Annotated in this window: 20 protein-coding genes and 1 tRNA gene; 9 read left to right on the top strand and 12 right to left on the bottom strand. The window is 42.9% G+C overall.

Annotated elements, in window-relative coordinates:
- Positions 1 to 398: 398 nt before the first annotated feature.
- The gene (locus G1O98_RS26575) at positions 399 to 599 is read left to right on the top strand and encodes a hypothetical protein (protein ID WP_041565700.1); all 201 of its coding nucleotides are present in this window, start codon (positions 399 to 401) and stop codon (positions 597 to 599) included.
- The gene (locus G1O98_RS26570) at positions 587 to 1,612 is read left to right on the top strand and encodes a PleD family two-component system response regulator (protein ID WP_163934230.1); all 1,026 of its coding nucleotides are present in this window, start codon (positions 587 to 589) and stop codon (positions 1,610 to 1,612) included. The genes G1O98_RS26575 and G1O98_RS26570 overlap by 13 nt, the downstream gene beginning before the upstream one ends.
- 30 nt (positions 1,613 to 1,642) lie before the next feature.
- On the opposite strand, the gene G1O98_RS26565 is transcribed toward G1O98_RS26570, so the two are convergent.
- Positions 1,643 to 2,848, bottom strand: coding sequence for a histidine kinase (locus G1O98_RS26565; RefSeq protein WP_345940597.1), 1,206 nt, complete (start codon positions 2,846 to 2,848; stop codon positions 1,643 to 1,645).
- 645 nt (positions 2,849 to 3,493) lie between these two features.
- Here G1O98_RS26565 and G1O98_RS26560 point away from each other — a divergent pair.
- The 4 genes from G1O98_RS26560 to G1O98_RS26545 all read left to right on the top strand — a co-directional run bounded on the left by G1O98_RS26560 (position 3,494) and on the right by G1O98_RS26545 (position 8,372).
- Positions 3,494 to 3,670: a hypothetical protein gene (locus G1O98_RS26560; protein ID WP_163934228.1), complete on the top strand. Its 177-nt coding sequence runs from the start codon at positions 3,494 to 3,496 to the stop codon at positions 3,668 to 3,670.
- An 857-nt stretch (positions 3,671 to 4,527) separates the two neighbouring features.
- Positions 4,528 to 5,922 carry an S-layer homology domain-containing protein gene (locus G1O98_RS26555; RefSeq protein WP_163934226.1) on the top strand — a complete coding sequence of 465 codons (1,395 nt, stop codon included), beginning with the start codon at positions 4,528 to 4,530 and terminating at the stop codon, positions 5,920 to 5,922.
- A gap of 316 nt (positions 5,923 to 6,238) precedes the next feature.
- The gene (locus tag G1O98_RS26550) at positions 6,239 to 7,315 is read left to right on the top strand and encodes an SGNH/GDSL hydrolase family protein (protein WP_163934223.1); all 1,077 of its coding nucleotides are present in this window, start codon (positions 6,239 to 6,241) and stop codon (positions 7,313 to 7,315) included.
- Between the two features lie 13 nt (positions 7,316 to 7,328).
- Positions 7,329 to 8,372, top strand: coding sequence for a M42 family metallopeptidase (locus G1O98_RS26545; RefSeq protein ID WP_163934235.1), 1,044 nt, complete (start codon positions 7,329 to 7,331; stop codon positions 8,370 to 8,372).
- 36 nt (positions 8,373 to 8,408) lie between these two features.
- Here G1O98_RS26545 and G1O98_RS26540 read toward each other — a convergent pair whose 3' ends face one another.
- The 3 genes from G1O98_RS26540 to G1O98_RS26530 form a co-directional block, all read right to left on the bottom strand.
- Complete coding sequence (locus G1O98_RS26540; protein ID WP_163934220.1) at positions 8,409 to 8,747, bottom strand: type II toxin-antitoxin system PemK/MazF family toxin; 339 nt, start codon at positions 8,745 to 8,747, stop codon at positions 8,409 to 8,411.
- Entirely contained in the window at positions 8,734 to 8,943 is a 210-nt protein-coding gene (locus tag G1O98_RS26535) for a toxin-antitoxin system, antitoxin component, Xre family protein (protein WP_163934217.1), read from the bottom strand. The genes G1O98_RS26540 and G1O98_RS26535 overlap by 14 nt, the downstream gene beginning before the upstream one ends.
- A gap of 264 nt (positions 8,944 to 9,207) precedes the next feature.
- Positions 9,208 to 9,279, bottom strand: a tRNA-Thr gene (locus G1O98_RS26530).
- Positions 9,280 to 9,312: 33 nt separating this feature from the next.
- Here G1O98_RS26530 and G1O98_RS26525 point away from each other — a divergent pair.
- Positions 9,313 to 9,597, top strand: coding sequence for a DUF3493 domain-containing protein (locus tag G1O98_RS26525; protein ID WP_163934214.1), 285 nt, complete (start codon positions 9,313 to 9,315; stop codon positions 9,595 to 9,597).
- Positions 9,598 to 9,941: 344 nt separating this feature from the next.
- Here the strand turns inward: G1O98_RS26525 and G1O98_RS26520 are convergent, their stop codons facing one another.
- Entirely contained in the window at positions 9,942 to 11,636 is a 1,695-nt protein-coding gene (locus tag G1O98_RS26520; RefSeq protein WP_163934211.1) for a DUF1565 domain-containing protein, read from the bottom strand.
- A gap of 457 nt (positions 11,637 to 12,093) precedes the next feature.
- Here G1O98_RS26520 and G1O98_RS26515 point away from each other — a divergent pair, with 457 nt between their 5' ends.
- Positions 12,094 to 12,630, top strand: a complete 537-nt coding sequence (locus tag G1O98_RS26515) for an alpha/beta hydrolase (RefSeq protein ID WP_163934208.1) — start codon at positions 12,094 to 12,096, stop codon at positions 12,628 to 12,630.
- On the opposite strand, the gene G1O98_RS26510 is transcribed toward G1O98_RS26515, so the two are convergent.
- The 7 genes from G1O98_RS26510 to G1O98_RS26475 form a co-directional block, all read right to left on the bottom strand.
- Positions 12,627 to 12,824 carry a hypothetical protein gene (locus G1O98_RS26510; RefSeq protein WP_012412012.1) on the bottom strand — a complete coding sequence of 66 codons (198 nt, stop codon included), beginning with the start codon at positions 12,822 to 12,824 and terminating at the stop codon, positions 12,627 to 12,629. The genes G1O98_RS26515 and G1O98_RS26510 overlap by 4 nt on opposite strands.
- A gap of 143 nt (positions 12,825 to 12,967) precedes the next feature.
- Entirely contained in the window at positions 12,968 to 13,597 is a 630-nt protein-coding gene (locus tag G1O98_RS26505; RefSeq protein WP_163934205.1) for a low-complexity tail membrane protein, read from the bottom strand.
- 103 nt (positions 13,598 to 13,700) lie between these two features.
- Positions 13,701 to 16,862 carry a translation initiation factor IF-2 gene (gene infB, locus G1O98_RS26500; protein ID WP_163934202.1) on the bottom strand — a complete coding sequence of 1,054 codons (3,162 nt, stop codon included), beginning with the start codon at positions 16,860 to 16,862 and terminating at the stop codon, positions 13,701 to 13,703.
- Between the two features lie 482 nt (positions 16,863 to 17,344).
- Entirely contained in the window at positions 17,345 to 17,614 is a 270-nt protein-coding gene (locus G1O98_RS26490; RefSeq protein ID WP_114081474.1) for a YlxR family protein, read from the bottom strand.
- 148 nt (positions 17,615 to 17,762) lie between these two features.
- A complete protein-coding gene (gene nusA, locus G1O98_RS26485) occupies positions 17,763 to 19,040 on the bottom strand; it encodes a transcription termination factor NusA (protein WP_175586877.1) in 1,278 nt (425 codons plus the stop codon).
- A 186-nt stretch (positions 19,041 to 19,226) separates the two neighbouring features.
- Positions 19,227 to 19,688 carry a ribosome maturation factor RimP gene (gene rimP / locus G1O98_RS26480; protein ID WP_114081475.1) on the bottom strand — a complete coding sequence of 154 codons (462 nt, stop codon included), beginning with the start codon at positions 19,686 to 19,688 and terminating at the stop codon, positions 19,227 to 19,229.
- A 234-nt stretch (positions 19,689 to 19,922) separates the two neighbouring features.
- Complete coding sequence (locus G1O98_RS26475) at positions 19,923 to 21,392, bottom strand: hypothetical protein (RefSeq protein WP_163934199.1); 1,470 nt, start codon at positions 21,390 to 21,392, stop codon at positions 19,923 to 19,925.
- A gap of 434 nt (positions 21,393 to 21,826) precedes the next feature.
- Between G1O98_RS26475 and G1O98_RS26470 the strand changes: the two genes are divergently transcribed.
- Positions 21,827 to 22,499 (top strand): peptidoglycan-binding protein (locus G1O98_RS26470; RefSeq protein WP_163934197.1); only part of this gene is annotated, 673 nt, incomplete at its 3' end.

Raw genomic sequence — 22,499 nt, 5'->3', positions numbered from 1 at the left:
TCCTTATATTATCTAATTATACTGAATTTTTATCCCCACTTTCCAATAGACTAAAGACATTTAAGTCAAGTGATATTAGTATTTAATATTAGCTATAGCAATCAAAATTTAAACGTAAGAAAATACGTAGATTAAAAATGCGTATTTTAAAGCCTTTAAGGGATTTTATCTCTCACGAATGATTTAGGGCTGCTATATTTTCTGAACTTGCTTTGACAACTGCTTTTCCCTATTTCGCTAAGTTTATAAACTAACTAATTAAGGTGCGTATTTGCAATTTTCAAAAAAATTGCAATTTAACTTTAACAATGGGGAAATATAAAAGCAACACTTCCTCCCATAACCATAGCTGAACAAAAAGGTAAAAATTGCCTTCGCGTTCCAATTATAGATTGTCTATGCAACTTAGTTATCTACCGCTTGCTTGGCTCAAGAACATTGAGCAGTCTATTGTCAAAAAACAGTTGATTGTGAAGCCAGACACACCTTTGCCGCAAATTCTGGCATTGATGAAAAGAGCGATCGCTCCGATGCGATTGAGTTGCACAGCCTTTTTCAGAATAATCCTGCAAGTGGAAGGCAACTCATGTCAGGCATAAGCTCATTTTCTGTTTCTAAACAACCACCACTGATTCTAGTGGCTGATGATGACAAGACTATCCGAGTGTTGTTGCGTAAAGCTATGGAACAAGAAGGTTATCGAGTGGTTGAGGTCAATGATGGTAAGCAATGTTTAGATGCTTACGAGACCATCAAACCGGATATAGTGTTGCTAGATGCTGTAATGCCTGTGATGGATGGCTTTACCTGCTGTAAGCAATTGCTCCAAATTGCCAGGAATAATTTAATCTCAGCCCTTGCAACCTTTGATACTGACTCGGCTCTTAACAATACTGTCATCTCCAAAATATGGGAGCGCACTCCCATATTGATGATCACATGCTTGGACGATGAGGAATCTGTAAACCGTGCTTTTGATGCAGGAGCGACCGATTATGTTACTAAGCCAATTCACTGGCCTGTATTGCGTCAACGATTGCGCCGACTGCTACAGCAAGCACAAGTATACAAACAATTAGAGGCAGCAAACCAAGCTTTGCAGCACCTTGCCAATGTAGATGGCTTAACTGATTTGGCTAATCGTCGTTGTTTTGACGATTATCTTAATACTCAGTGGATTAATCTCGCCCAAGAAGAATCTCCTTTGTCAATGATTTTGTGTGATATCGACTATTTTAAATTTTATAACGATAAATATGGCCATCCTGCTGGAGATGTCTGTTTACAAAAGGTGGGTGCTGTCTTAAATCTAAAGGCGCAAAAACATCAAGATTTAGTAGCGCGTTATGGTGGCGAAGAATTTGCTGTGATTATGCCATACACCCATGCATCTGGTGCAATTCACGTGGCCGCAACCATACAAGCGGGAATCAAAGATTTGCAAATTGCTCACGCCGGGTCTGCTGTGAGTCAGCATGTCACGCTAAGTATGGGCGTAGCAACTGTTGTACCTACTTGGGAATCCTCACCTTCAGATTTGATTGTGCGAGCAGATAAAGCGCTCTACGAAGCAAAGGCAGGGGGGCGCGATCGCTTTATCTCAAGTTTTTAATTGTATTTGTCATTTGTGAATACCCATTGCTTAAGAAGGATAAACTGGCAGCGTGAAGTGAAACCATGCTCCGTTATTGGGGGCAGAGTCTACCCAAATTTGACCATAGTGTGCCAGGATAATACGTTGGCATAAACAAAGACCAATGCCGTAACCTTCTTTACCTTCATCCCGTTGCAGGCGGAAGTGGTTTTCAAAGATGCGATCGCGATTCTCTACAGGAATACCAGGCCCAGTATCGCCAATACTAAACTGAACTTTTTGGGTAGTGCGGTGCAATCCGGAAACGCTAATCTTGCCACCTTCTGGGGTATATTTAATGGCATTATCTAACAGATTGACTAGCACTTGGCGGATGCGTTCTGGATCAGCATATACATAAGGTAAGTCACTAGGAATATCTGTTTCTACTTCTTGGGATTTGGAGGTGTAGCGATCGCACAATTCTTCGAGTACATCTAAAAAGACTTTACCTAATTGTATCTTTTGTGGGAATATGGGAAATTCTGTATCTTTTCCACGACCTACCTGCAAAAGGTCAGTAATCATTCGGTCAATGACCTTAGTTTGATTGCGGGCTTGTTTTAATAAATGTGCTGTCATCGATGGCTTGAGGCGCTGGAATTCCCCTGTCTCTAGATTGTAGTTAGATTGGAGAGTTTCCATTGCGATCGCGGCAGCAGTTAGGGGATTACGGAGATCGTGCGCCAGCATCGCAATCACCCGGTCTTTAAACTGTAGCTGCTCTTGGAGGTTATCTTTTTCCTGTTTCAAGCGAAAAATTTCGTCTGAGAGTCGGATTAGTTCAGCAGAAACAGCAACTGAATGGATAGTGGATTTGGGTAATGTGCCCCGACCATTGTCGTCCATGTGTTCTTGCAAGTCTTCCTGTAATTTTAAGTAAGCGTCTACAGCGACTTGCCAGCGAGGCCACCAGTTTTTCAATTGCGCTATGATATTACTCCCAGCCAAAACCTGTCGTGGTTCAGGATGGATTTTGATTAAAGCTGGCGTTGCTACCAACTTAAAGTGTTCTGCTAAGTAAGGTTGTTGTCCAACATCGATAGTTTGAACTTCAAAAGTATACTCAGCCTGCAATTCTTTTAAGTAAGCACGTATTCGCTGCACCTGTTGGCGGGACTTAGGTCGTCCATCGACAAAAAGTAACAGTTGGAGTGGAGCTTCAGAATAAATAGGCTGATCCTGGGAAACTTGCATGTAATCGTGTTTCAGCACTGGTAACAACCCGGTGACGCTTTACAGAAAGTAAAATGGACTGACGGTTGTCGATGGTCGTTGTTTTGGTCTTCAATTTAATATCTATTTTAGATTTTCATACTGCTCTTAGTTCTGTATTTTTGACACTAAATATATCTTTTTCAGCCTTTTGCCCATTTTTGACTAACTTCATCTCCAAGAAACACCAAGCCCCTTGAATATAAGCCTTAGTTTGCCCTGAATGAAAAATTGTCGCTAGAGTTAGCAGGTGAAAGGTTTAATACTATGTCAAATCAGCTAGTAAAGCAGTATGTCAAATTGACTACTCGCTTTCAACAAGCGATGCCTACGGCGGGCAAAGCCTACGCTCAACTAAACGCAGATGCTAATTGTATCTAATCTATCAGGAAGCTGTTAACTGTTTAGACCAAGTTTGTGGAGAGAGGGTTTTTTCAACGCCAGTGCATCCAATGAAGTGTCTTGTTTGCCTCAACCCAATCATTATTAGGATTAGGAAAACAGCTATAGTTAACAACTATGTACTGCCTATATATAACTTACGAAGCGTACTCTGTGTCCAGCCTTCCTAAAAGAAGACTTGCCTATCTCAGGAGAATAGGGGATGGGTTGCCCTAAGACAACCTTTTGGATAACATCAGGGCGATGCCTACGACGATAAACTACGCACTTTTAGAGTCAGTACTTACTGCTTTCGAGGCTGCCAAGAAACTCTTGACTACAGCACAAGTACCACTTTCCCCAGAAATTCTATTTATAGAAATTAGGGAAACTGCTGCGACACTTGACTGTTTTGTTTATGACCCCAGTTGCCAAAAATAACGAACTTACGCTAAGTCTTTGGAATTGCTGAACACTGGCATTTTCTGGCTATTGCCTTATTCAGCTTACCATCGTCAGATGAATAATTTCCAGAATCGATTTTAAGCCAGTGTTAGCGAACTTTAATTGATTTCCCTCTTTGGGTGAGGCTAAGGGGGCTTTATTCCTAGTCTATCACTTTAAGTGTTTAGCGATCGCATTAAGTTCGTGCATCTGGAAGCAGATTAAAGCTTTTGGTAGCTAAAATGTTCTTTAGCGAGTTCCCAATCAGTTATCTGCTCTGCCAATTGAATATTCAGAGAAATATCTAAAAAATGGATTCTCAATCTAGTAGTCTTGCCATATTAATTTTGAGCAGGACTAAACTGCTAACTACAAACTTTCTTAACCTGTCCTAATCCCAGTGAGTTTAGAGCCTCAAAATCCTAAAACTCCTGTATATCAAGTATTTTAGATTTATTTCTGTTTTTTTTCCAAAAATGTTAGTTTGCCAGAATTTTTGGGAACTCTATAAATAAGCATGGGAATTATAAAAACCTAATGGCTGTAAAACGAAGACAATACGGTAGCTTTTGCTACCGTTTACTCATTTTTAGAGATATTATCATCTTCACCAATAGAGACATTTACCAAGACAACGCGCTGAGTCGGTAGTGTCTTTTGGTGATACTGAGAGGCAGGGAGCAGAAGAAGCCGGAGAGTAGGCGGTAGGGGCAAGGGGTAAGGGATAGGGGCAGAATAAAAATTAGCTCCTTCCCTCTGCTCCCTGCTCTCTTCCCCTCTGCCTCTTGTACGTAATGCTCAATTAATGAACAGTCTGCGCTAGGGTAGGAATTGAAACTCATTTGTGATTTCCTGTGCTTCCCTGTAAACGTCCAGCTGTATTTCTAATTTGGGCTGTTCTACTGACCTCCTTAACAGCCTGTGCTAACAGTCCAGTCGCCAAAAACCTTGAAGAATCTTTGGCGGCAGATCCGAAGCTGCAAAGCAATCCAGTTGTGTTTGGAGAATCTCAGAGTAAGCAACCACAAGCACAGCCAAACGATTCAACAGTTCAGTTACCAGCTGATTTTCCCAAAGATATCCCCCTATATGCCAATGCCAAACTAGAGGAAGTTATACCTGCTAGCGGTTCAGAAAATAAAACCTCAACTCGTTGGTTGAGTTCTGACCCTAGCAACTTTATCGCTAGCTTTTATGGCAACCAGTTTAAAACAAATAACTGGCAGATTTTGCAACAGCCAACAGATGATGCGGGAGGTACTTTTGAGGTACGTCGTAACGATTTACTGTTGAAGATTTCCATTCAGCCTAAATCAGTTACTAACGCTACACCCAATCAACCCCAAACCGCCACTGAATTACTGATTGATTACGTACCGAATAGTATTGCTACGGCACAAGCTACCCCAAATACAAATTCTAACGAAACTACTAACGTCGTTCCTCAACCAGGAAATCCACAGTTCATTGGTCCAGTACCACCTGCAAACTTGGCAGCACAGCCACAAAGTACGGCTAATAACCAAACAACTCCTACAGCCACAGCCGAATCTCAAGAATTCAGCGATCTGAATAAAGTACCGCAAGAATGGCGGCAACACATCCAAGACTTAGCCGCATTAGGTGTTTTATCCCTAGAACCAAAGGCAACTAAGAGTAATTCTACTACCACAAATAACCAGTTTGAACCCGGTAAAATTGTTACACATCGGGAATATGCTCGTTGGCTAATTGCTGCTAACAATGCTATGTATGCCAGCAATCCAGCTAAACAAATTCGCTTGGCATCAGAAAGCACTCAACCAGTTTTTAGTGATGTTACCGCAAAAGACCCTGATTTTCCAGCAATTCAGGGATTAGCTGAAGCTGGGCTAATTCCTAGTCCTTTGTCTGGAGATTCCACAGCTGTTTTGTTTCGTCCTGATGCACCCCTAACGCGGGAACAATTACTGTTGTGGAAATCACCCCTAGATACTCGCCAAGCTTTACCTTCTGCTAACTTAGATACGGTTAAACAGACCTGGGGTTTCCAAGACGCAGCGCGAATTGACCCCAAGGCTTTAAGAGCAGTGCTGGCTGATTACCAAAATAGCGAGCAATCGAATATTCGGCGGGTGTTTGGCTATACGACTCTGTTTCAGCCCAAAAAACCAGTAACTCGTGCTGAAGCTGCTATGACTTTGTGGTATTTTGGCAGTCAAAGTGAAGGTGTGTCAGCGACTGAAGCTTTGAAATTAAAACGAAGTTAAAGCGATGTCTACGAAGGGTTATGCCATTCTGTTGCGGTTAGTTTATCCGTAGCAGAAAAGTGGCAATGCCCAAGCTTTAGCATGGAAAATTTGCGATTTCTTTGTAATACACTGATTTTTTATCAAGAAAATGTAAATGTAAGTGTTTTCAGCGTTTTTACCTGTGTTTGATGAATTTTTGAGGCATAGTTAGGTAAAACAACGTAAATTCACTCAATACACGTACTTAGTTTTGAATTAACTCAAAAAACAAATTGCCAGCGATCGCCTTTTCATTACTTTGAAACAACTAAAAAATACCACAGGTAAAACAAATATGAAGAAACAAGCTGTAGCGGCAGGATTTGTTCTCTTATCTTTCATGTTACCGCTTAAGGCGAGTGCAGCGAGTTTTAGCAAATTTTACGTATTTGGTGACAGCCTTTCTGATACTGGCAATGTCTTCGCTGCTACTGGTGGTTTAGTCGCTCCGACAACAGCCATTCCCCAAGATCCACTATACTTTCAAGGACGTTTTTCTAACGATCGGGTGTGGGTAGACTACCTGGGAAGTCAGCTAGGATTAAATCCTACCCCATACTTCTTAAGTCCTACTATTCCCAATCAAGGTATTAATTTTGCTGTGGGCGGCGCTAATTCTGGTCAGGGTAATGCTATTGTTCCTAGTGCGCTGTTACCGGGAGTACTAGAGCAAGTCGGCTTGTTGACACAACCGATTCTACAAGCCAATCAGAAGCTTGATCCAAATGCACTTTATGCTGTATCGGGAGGTGCAAATGATTATCTGTTTGGTAAAGCTATCAATCCGGCTCAAACAGTCCAGAATTTATCAGATGCAGTAGGGTTACTTGCCTCATCTGGTGCAAAAAATATTTTAGTCTTTAACTTGCCTGATTTGGGCAAGATTCCATTTGCATCCGCTACAGGTCTATCTAGCAACTTGACTGGTTTGACAATTGACCATAACAAGAGATTAGCAGAGGAATTAGACAAATTTAGCAACAACTCGGATTTGAATCTAACGTCTGTGGATGTGTTCTCCCTATTTAATCAAATAGAAGAAAATCCAGGGAAGTTTGGGTTTCAAGATGTGGTTAACCCTTGCGTAATAGGGAATTTTCAGACAATCATCAGTGTATGCCCTCAACCAAACGATTATTTGTTCTTTGATTCTGTGCATCCAACAACAGGCGTTCATAAGTTAGTAGCAGACACTGCACTGGCGGGGATTGAGGCTAAGTTTGTCCCTGAACCTGCGATAAATTTGGGGATTTTAGCTCTTGGTGCTTTTGGTGCGCTAGGAGTGCTGAAGCGTAAACAAAAAAGATTAGCGCTTGGATCAACAGACCGGGTTGTTGATGCACAATTGTCTCATACAACAGTTGAAAACTAAACTAACTGTATTGATGTGGGATTACGATCGCTTATTTGAAATTATTGAAGAATTAGTTATGCACCACTCTCCTAGTGGTGCAGAAGCTGAGATTAACCAGTTGTTGATGCAAAAATTTGCAGCGCTGGGTGTAGAAGTGTGGTGCGATCGCGCCGATAATATTATTGCCAAGATTCCAGGGAAAAATCCAGACCGAGCGATTGCGATCACAGCACACAAAGATGAAATTGGCGCAATTGTCAAGAATATCGGTGATGAAGGTCGTGTGGAAGTCCGTAAACTCGGCGGTTCTTTCCCGTGGGTTTACGGCGAAGGGGTTGTTGATTTATTGGGAGATCAGGAAACCATTAGCGGTATTCTCAGCTTTGGTTCCCGCCACGTTTCTCATGAATCGCCCCAAAAAGTCCAGCAGGAAGATACTACTGTTAAGTGGGAAAATGCCTGGATTGAAACGAAACGCACTACAGATGAACTCGAAGCAGCTGGCGTTCGACCTGGAACTAGAATGGTAATTGGCAAGCATCGCAAGCATCCAATTAGGTTAAAGGATCATATTGCCAGTTACACCTTGGATAACAAAGCCTCTGTTGCCATTTTGCTAGCTTTGGCTGAAAACCTGAAACAGCCAGTTGTTGATGTTTATCTGGTAGCTTCAGCCAAAGAAGAAGTAGGAGCAATTGGAGCGCTATTTTTTACCCAAAATCAACCCTTGGATGCGTTAATTGCTTTAGAAGTTTGTCCATTATCCGAAGAATATCCGATTGAAGATGGAGAAAGTCCTATACTTTTATCTCAAGATGCTTATGGGATATATGATGAGGGACTAAATGGACAAGTACGCCAATCTGCCAAGCAACTTGATATACCAGTGCAGCTAACGATATTGAGTCAGTTTGGTAGTGATGCTTCCATTGCCATGAAATTTGGACATGTAGCCCGTGCTGCGTGTTTGGCGTTTCCTACCCAAAATACACATGGCTATGAAATTGCTCATTTAGGAGCGATCGCTAACTGTATCAGTTTGTTAAGAGCTTTCTGCGAAACTGAGTTTGAGTGATATTTAAAGGCTTTGATTTGAAGGAGCGATCACATATCAACCCAAAATAGCCAGAAAAAGGTTTTGCAAAGTCTGAACGTCTGGTTCCTCAAGTCGTCCTAACTTTTTAATCACTAGCTCTTTATCTATGGTAGTCAAAACTGGTTTAATAATTGAAGGCTTGAGAAGACCAGCTACTCGCCATCCAGCAATTGTGATTTCACCAAAGGAAGTTGCTGGATTTGCTTGACTGGTAATCGCGATCAATATTAAATCCGAACGCTCATGTTGATAGCTATTAGAACTCACAACCACTGCTGGACGTTTTTTAGTAGTAGTTTGGTCAGTAAAGGGAAACGGCACTAAAACAACATCACCAAATTCATAGTTTGTCATATTCTGCATCATCAGGGTTATCCCAGATTTTGAGCAGAACTGGTTCAGAAAGTTTTGCTGCTGCAAAGGTAAGGCTATGATCTGTACTTTGCTGATCCAAAGAATCAATAAAATCTTCAACTAGCAAAACTTTTTCGGGAGGCAACCTTTGAATTTTTTCAAGTAGCCTTTGCTCTGAACTGCTATGAGCCTGCATTGTTTAGATTCTCCTAACCTTGCTTATATTGGTTGCTTTATGCATTCCATTATAATTTTTGGTTGTCTCTACGACGAAGGCGATCGCTAACTGTGTTGATTTGTTAAAAGCTTTTTGTGAAACTGAGTTCGAGTAAAGGTTTAAAACTAATTTAATCGGTAAAATTAGAGTGCGTAGTTTGCCGCCGTAAGCATAGTTTTTACACCCCTTTGGCTAGATGCTTAATTTATGTCAAAATTTAGTATTGAGGAATACTTTAATCAAAGCCGATGATGGGATTTGAACCCACGGCCTGCTGATTACGAATCAGCTGCTCTACCACTGAGCCACATCGGCGTACACAATCTAAAAGTATAACACAATTTAATCATGGTAGATCAAAATCTCAAAAATCGCCTGAACCCCGAACAGTATGCCAGCCTCAAAGCAGAAATAGCCGCTCCTTATCGGGGCTTACGACAATTTATCTACATCGCTTTCGGTGCTTCTGGCTCCATTGGCGCATTCGTGTTTTTTTTCCAAGTGCTTGCCGGACGGGATGTTGAGAGTGCAATGCCAAGTTTGGCTCTCCAAGTAGGAATAGTTGCTCTAATGGTCTTCCTTTGGCGCTGGGAACAGCGTCGGCAACAATCAGGGAAAAGTCCTAATTCTTGAAGATAAAAATTTTAGCTGATGACTTTTTTACTGCTTTGTTTATATATATCTTTATATTGATTAATGCTTTTATGAAGATTAAAATATAAAGAGAGAAAAAATAAAAAAATTATTAGGAAATCCCAAAAAGTAAAAATTTCTGAGAAACTAGAAATCGTTGAAACGGGGTCAGCCAATATAAAGACCCTGACCATAAAACAAATCACATTCAAATGGGGTCAGTTATATTTAAAGACCCCAAATTTTATGTTTAAAAACCCCAAAATTAATAAAAACTCGCAATTTTGGAAGCGCCAGACTAATAATTTGTTAGTCTTGGCGCTTTCAATTTGCTAACTAGGCATTTACTGGGCTGTTACCAAATAGGATGAAGGAATTGGTTGGGCACGTCCAGCACTGACGAGTGCCTGGTAAACAAAGGCAGCAACCTCGGCTCTAGTCGCTTGACGATTAGGATTGAGTTGCTTCGCTGTGGGATAGTTGATTACTAGCTGCTGTGCAGTTGCAGCCGCAACAGGAGCGATCGCATAATTAGGAATCTGGGCAGCATCGGTATAAAAAGAAAGGACGTTCTGATTATTCGCAGTTAAGCCCAAACCATTAGCTAAAGAAACTAGCGCTTGCACTCTGGGAATTTGCTGCTGTGGTTTAAAAGTGCCATCAGGATAACCAGAAACAAATTGACTCTGGTAAGCAGATTGAATTGCAGCGTAAGCCCAGAAATTTGTTGCTACATCTTTAAACTTAATACCTGCGCGTTTGGCTGGTGGTGTTAAAGCTTTAGTGACAATAGTGGCAAATTGAGCGCGAGTTACAGGTTCATTGGGTTTAAAGCTGCCATCAGGAAAGCCAGCAATAATATTTTGAGAAGCTAAAGCTTCGATGTAGGTTTTTGCCCAGTAATTTGCTGGCACATCCTTAAAGGCAACAGGCCCTCCAGGTGGTACATCAACAGCTGCGGCAACAAAATCTACTGAGCCAAAAATCTTTTTCTGATCGATATCGTTGCCAACAGCGACAATTTTACTGGTTTTAGTGGCATTGTTCACATCATAACGAGTGTTATTGCGGATAAGATTACCACCAGGATTTTCGTTGGTGCCAAGGTCAGGTAAAGCACTAACAGTTGCTACTACACCATCCCGCTTATTGTTTTGAATGACATTCTTACGCAATACGGGCTTCGCTGACTCTGAGATAAAAAGACCATCTTGGTTTTCAACGATTTGGTTTTCCACAATTAGGGGTGTGGAAGTACCACCGATCGCTAGACCAAAACCAGTATCCTGAAATAAGTTACCCCGAATTTCTCCTTGAGCAGCTTTAGCAATTGAAATCCCATTGCCTTTGTTTTGCACAAAGATGTTACTTTCAATTTTAGGATTGCCTGTACCCGTGACAAAAACACCCTCTCTAACACTGTTAGTAAAAGTGCTGTTTTTAATAGTGGGATTAGTTGATTCCACCCACACAGCCGTACCCCGGCTATTTGGGTTGGTAACGCTGACACCACTAATAGTGGTATCTTGTTCGGCAAGGATGGTAATGTCTTGTCTAGCAAAGGTACGACTAGTGTAGAAACCTCCACCTGTAATTAATATTGCCTGACCTTTACTAGCTTCATCACCCCGCAGTGTCACTCCTGGTTTAAGCAACAATGGGAAGGTTTCGCCACTTTCCTGGTTATAGTTCCCAGGTGCTAATTGAATAACTGCACCTGGTTGGGCTTGACTGAGAGCGAAACTGATGCTTTTGTAAGGTGCAGCTGAGGTTGTACCAGCACTAGCACTATCTACACCCGTTGCGGGATTAACATAAATTGCTGCGGCGGTTGTCGGAACTTGCGCTGTGAGAGTTGGGGCGATACCTTCTGGGTGAGTAGCACCAGCATTAACCGCACCCGGTAGTAATATTGAACCGCAGTAAACCGCGAGCATTGCCGTAAGTCCGGCTCCCCCGCGTAAAGTATATCTGAGATGACTGCTAGAAAGAAGGCGAAAAATTTTCGCTATAGAAATGTGAAAACCCCGATATTTCATTTTTTACGTCTGTGATGTGCTGAATTACGGTATGTCGAACAAGGTTGAAACTAGCAGTCTTGTAGCTGCTGTAAACCCATGCAAAACTATACTGGATGATTAGCACTGATTCAGCTAATTTCCTTAGATACATCACAGAACTTATACATTAGTTATATTATTTTATTCAGAAAATTTTACTAGTACAAGACGGCGCAAGTTTGCCTACCTTTAACAAAGGGATTTTGCCCCTTGTTAAGCCCCAAGTCTAGTTAATCCAGATGGTAGCTGGATTTTTGCCAAGCTGTAGGCTTTCAGGATAAGGCAATGTCTATCGCTGTTTTGTCTAAGCGCTCATCCTGTCTTTGCTACGATTACTAAATTATTTATTTTTTGATATTTCCTAAAGCCAGATGCCGCAACTAATTCTGCTGGAATATCATCACAAGAAAAGCAAACCTACTGGAAATTGGGAGAAATGCGTTTTAAATTTTTGGGGTTGCGTCGTACCTTAATTTTACTAGGTAGTAACTGTCTTGTACTTTGGTCTACTCCTGCCTTTGCTGCGGAACGAGTAGTGCTGAACTATGGTATCTTTCGTGAATCACTTTCAGTAGGTGAACTATCCACCTTTGCCCAAACAGGTGAACTTTCACGTTCATTACGAGTTGATTTTGCGTTAGCACGACAAGATCCTAAAGCTATTCGTAAGTATTTAACGGAGCCTGTGAAAGTAAACCTGGTATTTTTAGATAGAGTTCTGAATAGCCAGATTGGTAATATTATTTTGGATCAAATTAGTCAAGTTATTTATACACCGTCTCGGAGAGCAGATCGGCAGGCTTTGCGATCTGCTTTGGTACTTTCTGCAAGTCAAGATGGGCAGGTGTCGCTAATCGAAATTATTCAAAATTATCCCACTAATGAAGTGGAAGTTGATGGCAAACGCTTGGAGGGTGCATACCGTCAACTTCGTCGCTTGCAAACAAGCCTACAAGATTTACTCAATTTTTAGTAAGCTAAAGTTTCTAAAGTTTCCCTTAAATACCTTTGTACCTGCTGTTCCAAGCGAATTCCGTGTAATTGAGCATCACGTTCTAGTTGCCAGCGTTGAAAACCGGAACTAGTGGAGATCGCACATTTGAGGCTATACCAAATTTCAGTATCAGCAGAAAATTGGCGATCGCTAGAAGCTGGAATTTGAGCCATAGTTCCTCATTCCTTTATTTTTACTTGCAAGGTAATTGGGCATTGGTCATAGGGCATTGGGCATCGGTAATTTCCCGATTCTTCTCTGCCTCTCTGCTTCCCTATTGCTTATTTTTAGCCTTTTAAAGTAAATAATATTACTTTCAGGGCTGTGATGAATCTGTATTAATCCTAAACAAGGATTGCAATAATCGGGGCACGATTTGATTAACCCGCACCCCTAAAATTGTGAAATCTTGCTTAATCTTTTCTAAAGATAATGGTTCTATGCCAGCGAATTCTGTCTCATTAATCACTAAAACTCGCATTACACTCACAGGTATTTGTAAAAATAGATTGCTGCCTAAAAAGGCTAGTCCCGCAAGCACTAGTGCAAGGCTGCGCCATTGTGGAAGGAATTTGGCTGAATCTGCTACTAATGGGGCAAATTGGTAAAGATGCCACAGCACCAAAATCGACAATACTGCTGCCACTAATGCCAGGATACGATTTAACTTTGTATTAATTAAACAAAGAATTTTTCGCTGCCGCTCAGTCAGATTTTCTGGTTTTAGGGCTATTCCTAAAAGAGCGAATATATAAAAAGGGCGACGTAACTGCATCCATAGCAGGGGGAGAATACCAATGGCGGAAACTAAAAATAGCTCCATCCAGACTGGCAAAAACGGCTCGCCTACAGACAAAAATATTAAGCAGAGTACTAAAAAAACAGGCAACGTCGCCAATCCAGCGACGTGAATCCACAAAATAGGTTCAGAGCGAAATGAATGCATAATAAAAAGTTATGAGTTAAGAGTTAGGAGCTTGGAATTAGCAGTCTTTAACTCCTAACTCCTAATTTATTACTCCTAACTTCTAACCATTTTACCCTTAACACTATCTCGTTAAGGTGAGAGTGCGGCGCTTCGTAACCATCTGATAGGATTCGATGATGTCACCTTCAACCCAATCATTGAATTTATCCATACCGACACCGCATTCATAACCGGCGTTGACTTCACGGGCATCTTCTTTCATCCGTTTTAGGGAATCTAGGACACCTTCATAAATCACCTTACCGCCGCGTCGTACCCTGACTTTGCAGTTACGAACTAGCTTGCCAGATTGAACGTAGCAACCGGCAACAGCACCGCGACCGACTGGGAAGACGGCACGAACTTCGGTTTGACCCAAGGGTTCTTCCACCAACTCTGGTTCCAAAAGACCTTCCAAGGCATCTTGGATATCTTCTAGGAGTTTGTAGATGACGTTGTATTCCCGGACATCTACACCCGCTTCATCGGCGGCTTGTCTAGCGCCACTGGCAAAGGTGGTGTTGAAGCCAATGATTACAGCATTACTGGCAGCTGCTAAGTCGATGTCTGTCTCGGTGATTTCCCCAGCAGTAGCCAAGAGCATCCGAATTTGGACTTCGTTTTGTGGGATTTGCTTGAGCGCTCCCACAATGGCTTCTACGGAACCTTGTACGTCTCCTTTCAAGATCAAGTTGAGTTCTTTCAACTCACCTTCTTGTGCTTGAGCCGATAAGGTTGTGAGGGTAACACGTCCCTGTAACAGGCGGGATAGGCGTTGTCTGTCGGCGCGATCGCTAGCGAGGGCTCTGGCTTCTTTCTCGTTCTGGAAGACCTCGAACTCGTCGCCTGCTGCTGGCACATCACTTAACCCCAATACCTCGACAGCAAAGGAAGGAGAAGCGATATCCACTCTCTTGCCTCTGTCATCCACCATCGCTCGGACTTTACCGAAGGCCGAGCCAGCTACTAAGATATCTCCCACATGCAGGGTGCCATTCTGAATTAGCAGGGTAGCAACTGCTCCCTTGGCTTTATCCAGATGTGCTTCAATGACAGTTCCTTTGGCGGTACGATCTGGGTTGGCAGATAGTTCTCCAACTTCTGCTACCAAGAGAATCATTTCTAAGAGCGTATCCAGATTTTCACCTCTGATGGCGCTCACGGGAACCATGATTGTCTCACCACCCCAATCTTCTGCGGTCAGACCATACTGGGTTAGTTCTTGTTTCACCCGCTCTGGCTGTGCCCCTTCTTTATCAATTTTGTTGATTGCAACAACAATTGGCACTCCCGCAGCTTGAGCGTGGCTAATAGCTTCAATGGTTTGGGGACGGACACCATCATCAGCAGCCACTACTAACACGGCAATGTCTGTTACCCGCGCTCCTCTGGCCCGCATCGCTGTAAAGGCTTCGTGACCAGGGGTATCCAGGAAGACTATCTGCTGTGGTTTGCCCTCATGTACCACATCCACATGGTACGCACCAATGTGCTGAGTGATACCGCCAGCTTCGCCAGCAGCCACTTTGGTTTTGCGGATTGAGTCGAGCAGGGTTGTTTTACCGTGGTCTACGTGACCCATAATTGTCACGACAGGCGGACGGCGATGAAGATATTCTTGGTCTTCTGCGCCGACCATTTCCGTAATTTTCCGAGCTTCTGCTTCTCGCTCGACGGTTTCGACTTCTATTTCTAGTTCTTTTCCTACCAGGGTAATTGTGGGAATATCCAGATTTTGGGTGATACTCACCGCCATGCCTTTAAGGAACAGGATTTTGACAATCTCTGTATCGGCAACGGCTAAAACGTCGGACAGTTCTTGTACAGTTAACGGCCCTGTGATCGTCACTTTTTCGGGACGATCGCGTTTTGTATCGGCTTCTTGTTGGCGACGGTTATTGTGATGGTCGCGGTTGGAACCAGATTTAGAGCCAGGTTTTCTACTTCCTCTGGCAGTTGGTGCGCTAGCAAGGCTTGCACCCGGCATCTGTACAGGTCGAGTCGCTTTTGGCTTGGGAGGACGAGCGATGGAAAGGCTGACTTGGACGGTTGCTGGTGAGTCGATATCGTCATCATCCAACAAATCTTCTTCAAATTCATCATCCAATATCGGCTTGATCCGCTTGCCTTTTACGCCAGCTTTAGCCTTCTCTTTAACTTCGTCGATTATTTCCTCTTCTACCCACTTTTTGCCGCCTTTGGTCGGGCGAGGCGGACTTGGGCGTTTCAAATCGAGGAGATCGGGTGTAACTGGCTCATCACCCAGTCCTTGAGATTTGCCCGCTATTCCTGACATTTGTCTGGGTGGAGTAGCGATCGGCATTGCGGCTGCTACTGATTCACCAGGACGCGCTGGTCTGGGTCTTTGCCCCTCTCCTAGTTGTGATGGTGCAGATGGTCGATTGCCTCTCTGCTCTGGTCTGGTGGGTGCAGGGGTAGGTCGAGCCTGTCTTTGTGGCGCAGATTGTGGAGACTGGTCAGTTGGCAGTTTAGCAACTCTGGGTTTAATTTGCTCGCGATCGCCTTCAACGGGACGTAGCCGTTGGTCGCGTTTGAGAATCGGTTTATCTGCTTGAGATACTGGCGGCTCATCTACCACCACCTGCGCTTCTTCCGCCGCAGGTCTGGCTGGAGGAGCAACTAGTTGTGGTTTGATCGGTTTTTCCGATTTCGGTCTTGGTGGAACTACTTTTTCCGGTTTTTGGGATGCTACTTTTTCCGGTGCCTGACTTGGATTAGGTGTTTGTTCCAAGTCGGTGACAGGAGGTTGCTCTTGAGTCTCAGATTGAGTCCGGGGCACAGGTCGAGTTGGTGCCGCCGGCTTCATGGGTGAGGCTGGTGTAGCAAAAGGCCGTGGAGGTGAGGGAGGATTAGCTTCAGACAAGGCAGCTTGGGTATTGTTGGCAACTGACGCCTCTGGGGCGTTGGAGGTAGTATTTCTCAATATTTTGGGTTTGCGTATTTCCAAAATTTGCTGTTTGTGGGGTGCAGCAGGTCGGTTACGTCCGCCGTTTGGTGGTGAATTTGGCTTATGGCTGGTTGTACCTAGTTCCTTTTTGGCTGAAACATTGGTAGCTGCGAGCTTTTCCGCAGCCGTGCGGATGTTTTCTGCCTCGGATTCTGAAATCGTGCTGCTATGACTTTTGACCGCGATACTGAGCTGGTCGCAAATTGCTAGTAGCTCTTTGTTATCCAAATTCAATTCCTTTGATAATTCATAGATTCTAACTTTGCCGTTGGTCATCCACTCTTCCCCTTTAATTTACAGTTTTAGCGGATGGTTGCCTGGTTTGCGACATCTCCATCCTTGGATTACTGTTTTTAGACCGCCGTTTAGTTTTTGCCGGTGCCTCCAATCAGGAAAGAGAGATGTTTCGGTTTAATAATGGCATCCCCACCAGGAATGATGGTTGAGGGACACCCATAAAAATTTTTTAAATAAAAGATTTTTATAGGAATCCTTGACGCCGAACTGCGCCTGAGCGCTACCAGGTTGCCATTTTGTAGTTTCTTGTTTTGTTGATTCTGAATCTTCCACAACACAATCGATTACATCTTGTTCTGGGAATCTTGCCTCGCCTCTCTTAAATTATTGGAGAGTCGAATGCTTTTTACACCCATTTACTATTTTGGCACTAACCTTAACGATCAACAGCGGGTGTGATGAAAGCACGACTTCGGCTTTCGCACAATTCCTCTGGTGATGATGTCACAAAGTTGTTCCAATTAAATTTGGTTTTGGGTATTGCTGCTGGCTAGACGTTGCGACAAGCTTTGGTACAGTGTTTCTGGCACTGATGCATGTAGCGATCGCCCTAGTCGATTTTTTTTTTGAGCCGCTTGTAAGCAACTCGTTTGCGGGCAAATGTAGGCAGAACGCCCCATGCCCTGATCTAATTGTACCTTTCCCGATGGAAAGACGCGGACAATCCGCCAAAACTCATCTTTTGAGCCTACTTTCCGGCAACTAATACAGCGCCGATAATTTGGTTTCATCAGTTTTCTGCGATCTCAGTCCAGCATTCTGGGTGTAAAAATAAGTTTTTTATTACTATTTTTTACTTATACCAAGGTGTCTTTCAGGAAATAATCCTTAAGACTCGGACTACAATCAACATTATCAAAACTTTACAAGGTTAATCAATTATTCGTCATCGTTATTGTCAAAACTATCCTCCTCTTCTAATTCGTCTTGATTTTCATCTTCTAATTCTTCGTCGAATTCAAGCTCATCTTCCTCTGTCTGATATTTTGCTCTGACGGCGGTAAATTTCTCATCCTCTCCGGCATAGTCGTATTTAGCTTTGTCTTTGATGTCTATTTTCCAACCAGTCAGGCGGGCTGCCAAACGGACGTTTTGTCCTTCTTTCCCAATAGCTAAACTTAGTTGATCTTCAGCCACAAGTACGTGAGTTTGCCGGGATTCTGGGTCCATAAGGCGTACTTCATCCACCCGTGCTGGACTTAAAGCATTAGCAATGTACGTTGCTGGGTCTGGCGACCAGCGAATTACATCTATTTTTTCACCGCGTAATTCGTTGACTACCACTTGAATTCGCGATCCCCTGGCTCCGATACAAGCACCAACTGGGTCTACATCGCGATCTAGGGTATCTACTGCTATTTTAGTCCGGGGACCGACATAACGGGAGGGGGGGTTTGCCTCCCTTGCTACGGCAACAATCCGTACCACTTCATCTTCGATTTCTGGGACTTCGTTTGCAAACAGGTAAACTACTAAACCTGCATCAGCACGAGACACCAGCAACTGTGGCCCTCGTTGCTGACCTTGAGAGACTTTTTTCAGATATACCTTGAAGGTGGCATTTGCCCGATAATTATCGTTAGGCAACTGTTCCCGCTTCGGTAATTCGGCTTCTACTTCTGGCTGACCAAAGCCACTGCTAACTGCCAAAACCACAGATTGCCGCTCAAACCGTAAGACTCTTGCTTGCAAAACAGTTCCTTCTAAATCTTGGAACTCTTCTTGCACCATCTGGCGCTGTTGATCCCGTAATTTTTGCGCCAATACTTGCTTGGTTTGCATTGCCGCCATCCGACCAAATTCTCCTTGGTCGGGTGTCACATCTAGTACAACAGAGTCCCCTAACTGTGCTTCGGGAGCTACTTGTTGAACTTCGTCTAGAGAAATCTGATGGTCTGTGTTATTTACTTCTTCAACGATGGTTTTGGTGGAAAGAACGCGAAATCCCTCCCCGTCAATATCAAGTTCTACTTCAAAATTTTCAAAATAATCTTCGTCAAACTGTTTTCGCTCTAAATTTTGGGCGCGACGATAACGTTCGTAGCCTTTGAGTAGTGCTTCTCTAATAGCTGATTGAACTGCAAGACGGGGTAAATTCCGCTCACGACTTATACTTTCAATTAATTCTTTTAATCCAGGTAAAGTAACCATTGACATAAGCAATCTCCTTTAAAAAGCAGGGAGTAGGGGCTGAAAACTACGCATTAAATAGAACCAGGGATTAGAGAATAGCTTTACACTAGCCCCTAATCTCTAGCCCTTAGTCCCGAAACTCTAGGCCCGAAACTCTAGCCTTGAGCGAATGGCACTCTAGTCTGTAATTCCTAAGCCCTAGCCCTTTGTTTATCGGCGCTCGTCTAGCTGCACCTTAGTAATTAGGGAGCGGGGAATTTCGACTACACGACCTTTTTGGTTTAAGTAAAGTGTTGTCTCATCCCGGCGAATCAACTGACCAATCCACTCTTGTTGTCCGTCGTAGGGAAGCGTTGTGGAAATAATGACAGGAAATCCTTTAAAGGAAATAAACTCCCTGTCTGTTACCAGTTGCCGCGAAATACCAGGACTAGACACTTCCAAGACGTATGTATCTGGAACGATTTCCGCAGCATCTAAGGAGGCTTCTAAAGCACGGCTCATCCTCTCACAATCATTCAATCCGGTGTCTTGCTGAGGATTGCGAATGTCTACCCGCAACACTGGTGGACTTTGGTGAGTGTGAAAGACCACGCCAACCACTTCCAATCCCAGTTCTTCTGCTACTGGTGTCGCCAAATCAATAATTTGTGGAACTAAAGGATGAGCCATGAGAGAATTCAATAAAAAAAGTGGGCACTGACCCACTTCCTGCGATAGGTATATCTTCCAAGAAGTCTTGTGACGAATCAATGATGGTTCGCCCTCATTCGAGTTTAGCGCATTTAATGGATAGTCGAGTATAGGCATTGGGTATAGGGTACAAGAGGCAGGGGGCAGGGGGAAAACTCTTCTCCCTTGTTCCCTGCTCCCCATCTTTCTCATCTCCCCCATTCCCCACTCTCTCTACCCTTCGCGTATTTTTGGGAGAGTAGTGCTTTTTTCAACGACTGTTGGAACTGATGCTTGTGTGCGTAGCTGCCTGGTTTGCTCGATAATTTGGTCTATGTCTTCTTGGGATAAACGCTGGACGTAGTTGATTTTGATTTCCTCTAAGAAGTCAAAAAGTAAACTCTGAATTTCGGAAAGTACGTGTTTTTCCTTCATTTCAGATCCCAAAGCTTCGCTAAACTTTTCTACGAGTTGACTGGTGAGTTTTGCGCCAACAGGGTCTTCAACAGCGCTAACCAAAGTTTTGTAAAGATTAGTTGTGATTTGCGTCGCCAGTTGTTCGCTTAACTGGGTTTGAGCTTTTCCCACGCCAGGGAGATTCTGGAGGTTGCGGTAGACGGGGACTTGATGGAAGACGGTTTCGATGTTGTGACACAAAATGGCAACGATCGCAGGTTGAATATCAGGTAACACTTGGTAAACAATTGTTTTTACCAAAAGACCTGCGATCGCTTCCACTTCATTCACATTATTAATATCTATGTAGGGACGTAAATTTTCTTGTTGTGAGAGCCAATGCGTTAACTCACCCCGTTGAATTGAACCCTGAACCTGGTTAATTACCCTTACTACTACTACTTCTGTGAGTTCTTCAGCAAAATTGGCGACAACCCCCTGATGAATTTGCTTTCGTACTGGCTGGAGATCCAATAAATGCGCTTGATCGAGGCGGACTAATACAGGTAAGATTCGCAGCCAACGCCAAAATGGTAGGAGCAAAAATATGTCGTACCAACGCCACAATAGTGCTTCAAACCAGCTTAAACCAAGATGTCGGCGTTTGATTAAGAAGGTACGCCCCAGCAATTCTACGCCAAATAAAATCACGAAGGGTAAGTCAATAATCCAAAAATTATCTACAAATTCACCACTTTCACCGATTTGGCGGTAGTAGTTAGTGGCAATCAAAGGGCGGATGCTCTCGTTAAAAAAATTAATTTCTTTAATCCAGCCATTTTGCAAGAGGTAAGGCTGACTCCAAAAAGTGGCAAAGGACTGTTTTGCAGATTCGTTACCGATGTGCGATCGCATCCGCTTTTTGATTTTTTCCAAAGTCCCACTTTTATTAACTCCAGCAAAGGGGTTACTGTCAATCATCTCGTTGCTAAGACGCTTTATTTGCTCTAATCTGCTTTTTACCTCAGAAGACTCTAATCCTGTTTGGCTGACTTGTTCTTCTAATGCGTCTACTGTTTCTAGATAAATTTTTGTGTCTCGGTGGGGTTCAATACCTTTTATTGGGTCATAAATCTGAATAACTTGGGGAAGTTTCCGTAAGTAAAAATCTCGCCAAGGTACGTAACTTAAATTAAACAAAACTAAACCTAAATTTACAGTGGCAGTAATTGCCATAAATCTTTCAAACCAAAGATTCCTCTGCTTAGAAGATTTTATATCTTTCTTTTTTTGTTGCATATTATACATTTTTTGGATATTTTGAATATTAGCTCTTCCATCTATTAATTTTCGTTTCTTTCCAACCAAGTACAGCAATTTGCAGTTGAGTAGACCTCAGTATATATGTATATATATGTATTTATGTCAACTTAAGGTTAAAAAATACTTAGAGACAAAAGGCTTAAGTTGACACCGATCCACATAAATGCATCTATATCGAAATTGAGTGTTCAAAGCGTGTATTCGCTTCAAATGATAACCTCTGCATCTCTGCTAATATAAGATACGTCTTTTGATGGATGACATGAATTAGCTTATATACATCTCGTTAACTTTGGCAAAAATTATTCATAAATTATTCAAAAATCATTAAAAAATCGCGAAAAAAGTTATTAAACAAACTTAAAATGCAGCTGTTAACATTTATAATCCTGCTGATTTAATCCAAAGGAGTTTTAAATATGTGGTGTGGTTTTGGAAAATCAAGCGCGACTTTTGCTGTTACTTGCCTGATAAGCGCTAGTGTGGTAATTGCCGACACAGGTTTCGCAGCATCTCAACGTAGCTATACGCCCCAGCAATTCCGTTCTGTGTTGCGAGGTCTAGGCTATAACGTCAAGGTAACAAATGGTCCTTTGACAGATGAGGAAACTAAAAAGGCAATTCGTGAATTTCAGACAGGTTATAAGCTAAAACCAGTTGATGGGATAGCAGGGCCAAAAACCCAAGATTTTGCTGCTAGCATTGTTCAAATTCTGCACACAAATTTGAATGCAGTAGTCAAGCCTAATCCTCCCCTACCGCGCGATCATTTTTACGGTTCCCGCACGGAAGAAGTGGTGAAGGAGTATCAAAAGAAATATCAGTTGCAAGAAACTGGAATTGCTAATTTAGCACTCCGCCAAAAGCTGAATGAAGAAGCAAAGACAGTCTTGAGTCAACCAACGGCTAAACCAACGGCTAAACCAACGGCTAAACCAACGGCTAAACCAACAGCTAAACCAACGGCTAAACCAACAGCTACACCGACAGCTACGCCAACAGCTACACCAACGGCTACACCAACGGCTACACCCAAGTCTCCACAAACACCACAACCCAAAGCCCCACAACACAACACAAAAAGTACTTCTA

This window comes from Nostoc sp. UIC 10630 (assembly GCF_010747425.1).
GTDB lineage: Bacteria > Cyanobacteriota > Cyanobacteriia > Cyanobacteriales > Nostocaceae > Nostoc.
The sequence above is the reverse complement of the archived record's forward strand: the minus strand, read 5'-3'. Positions and strand labels throughout refer to the sequence as shown.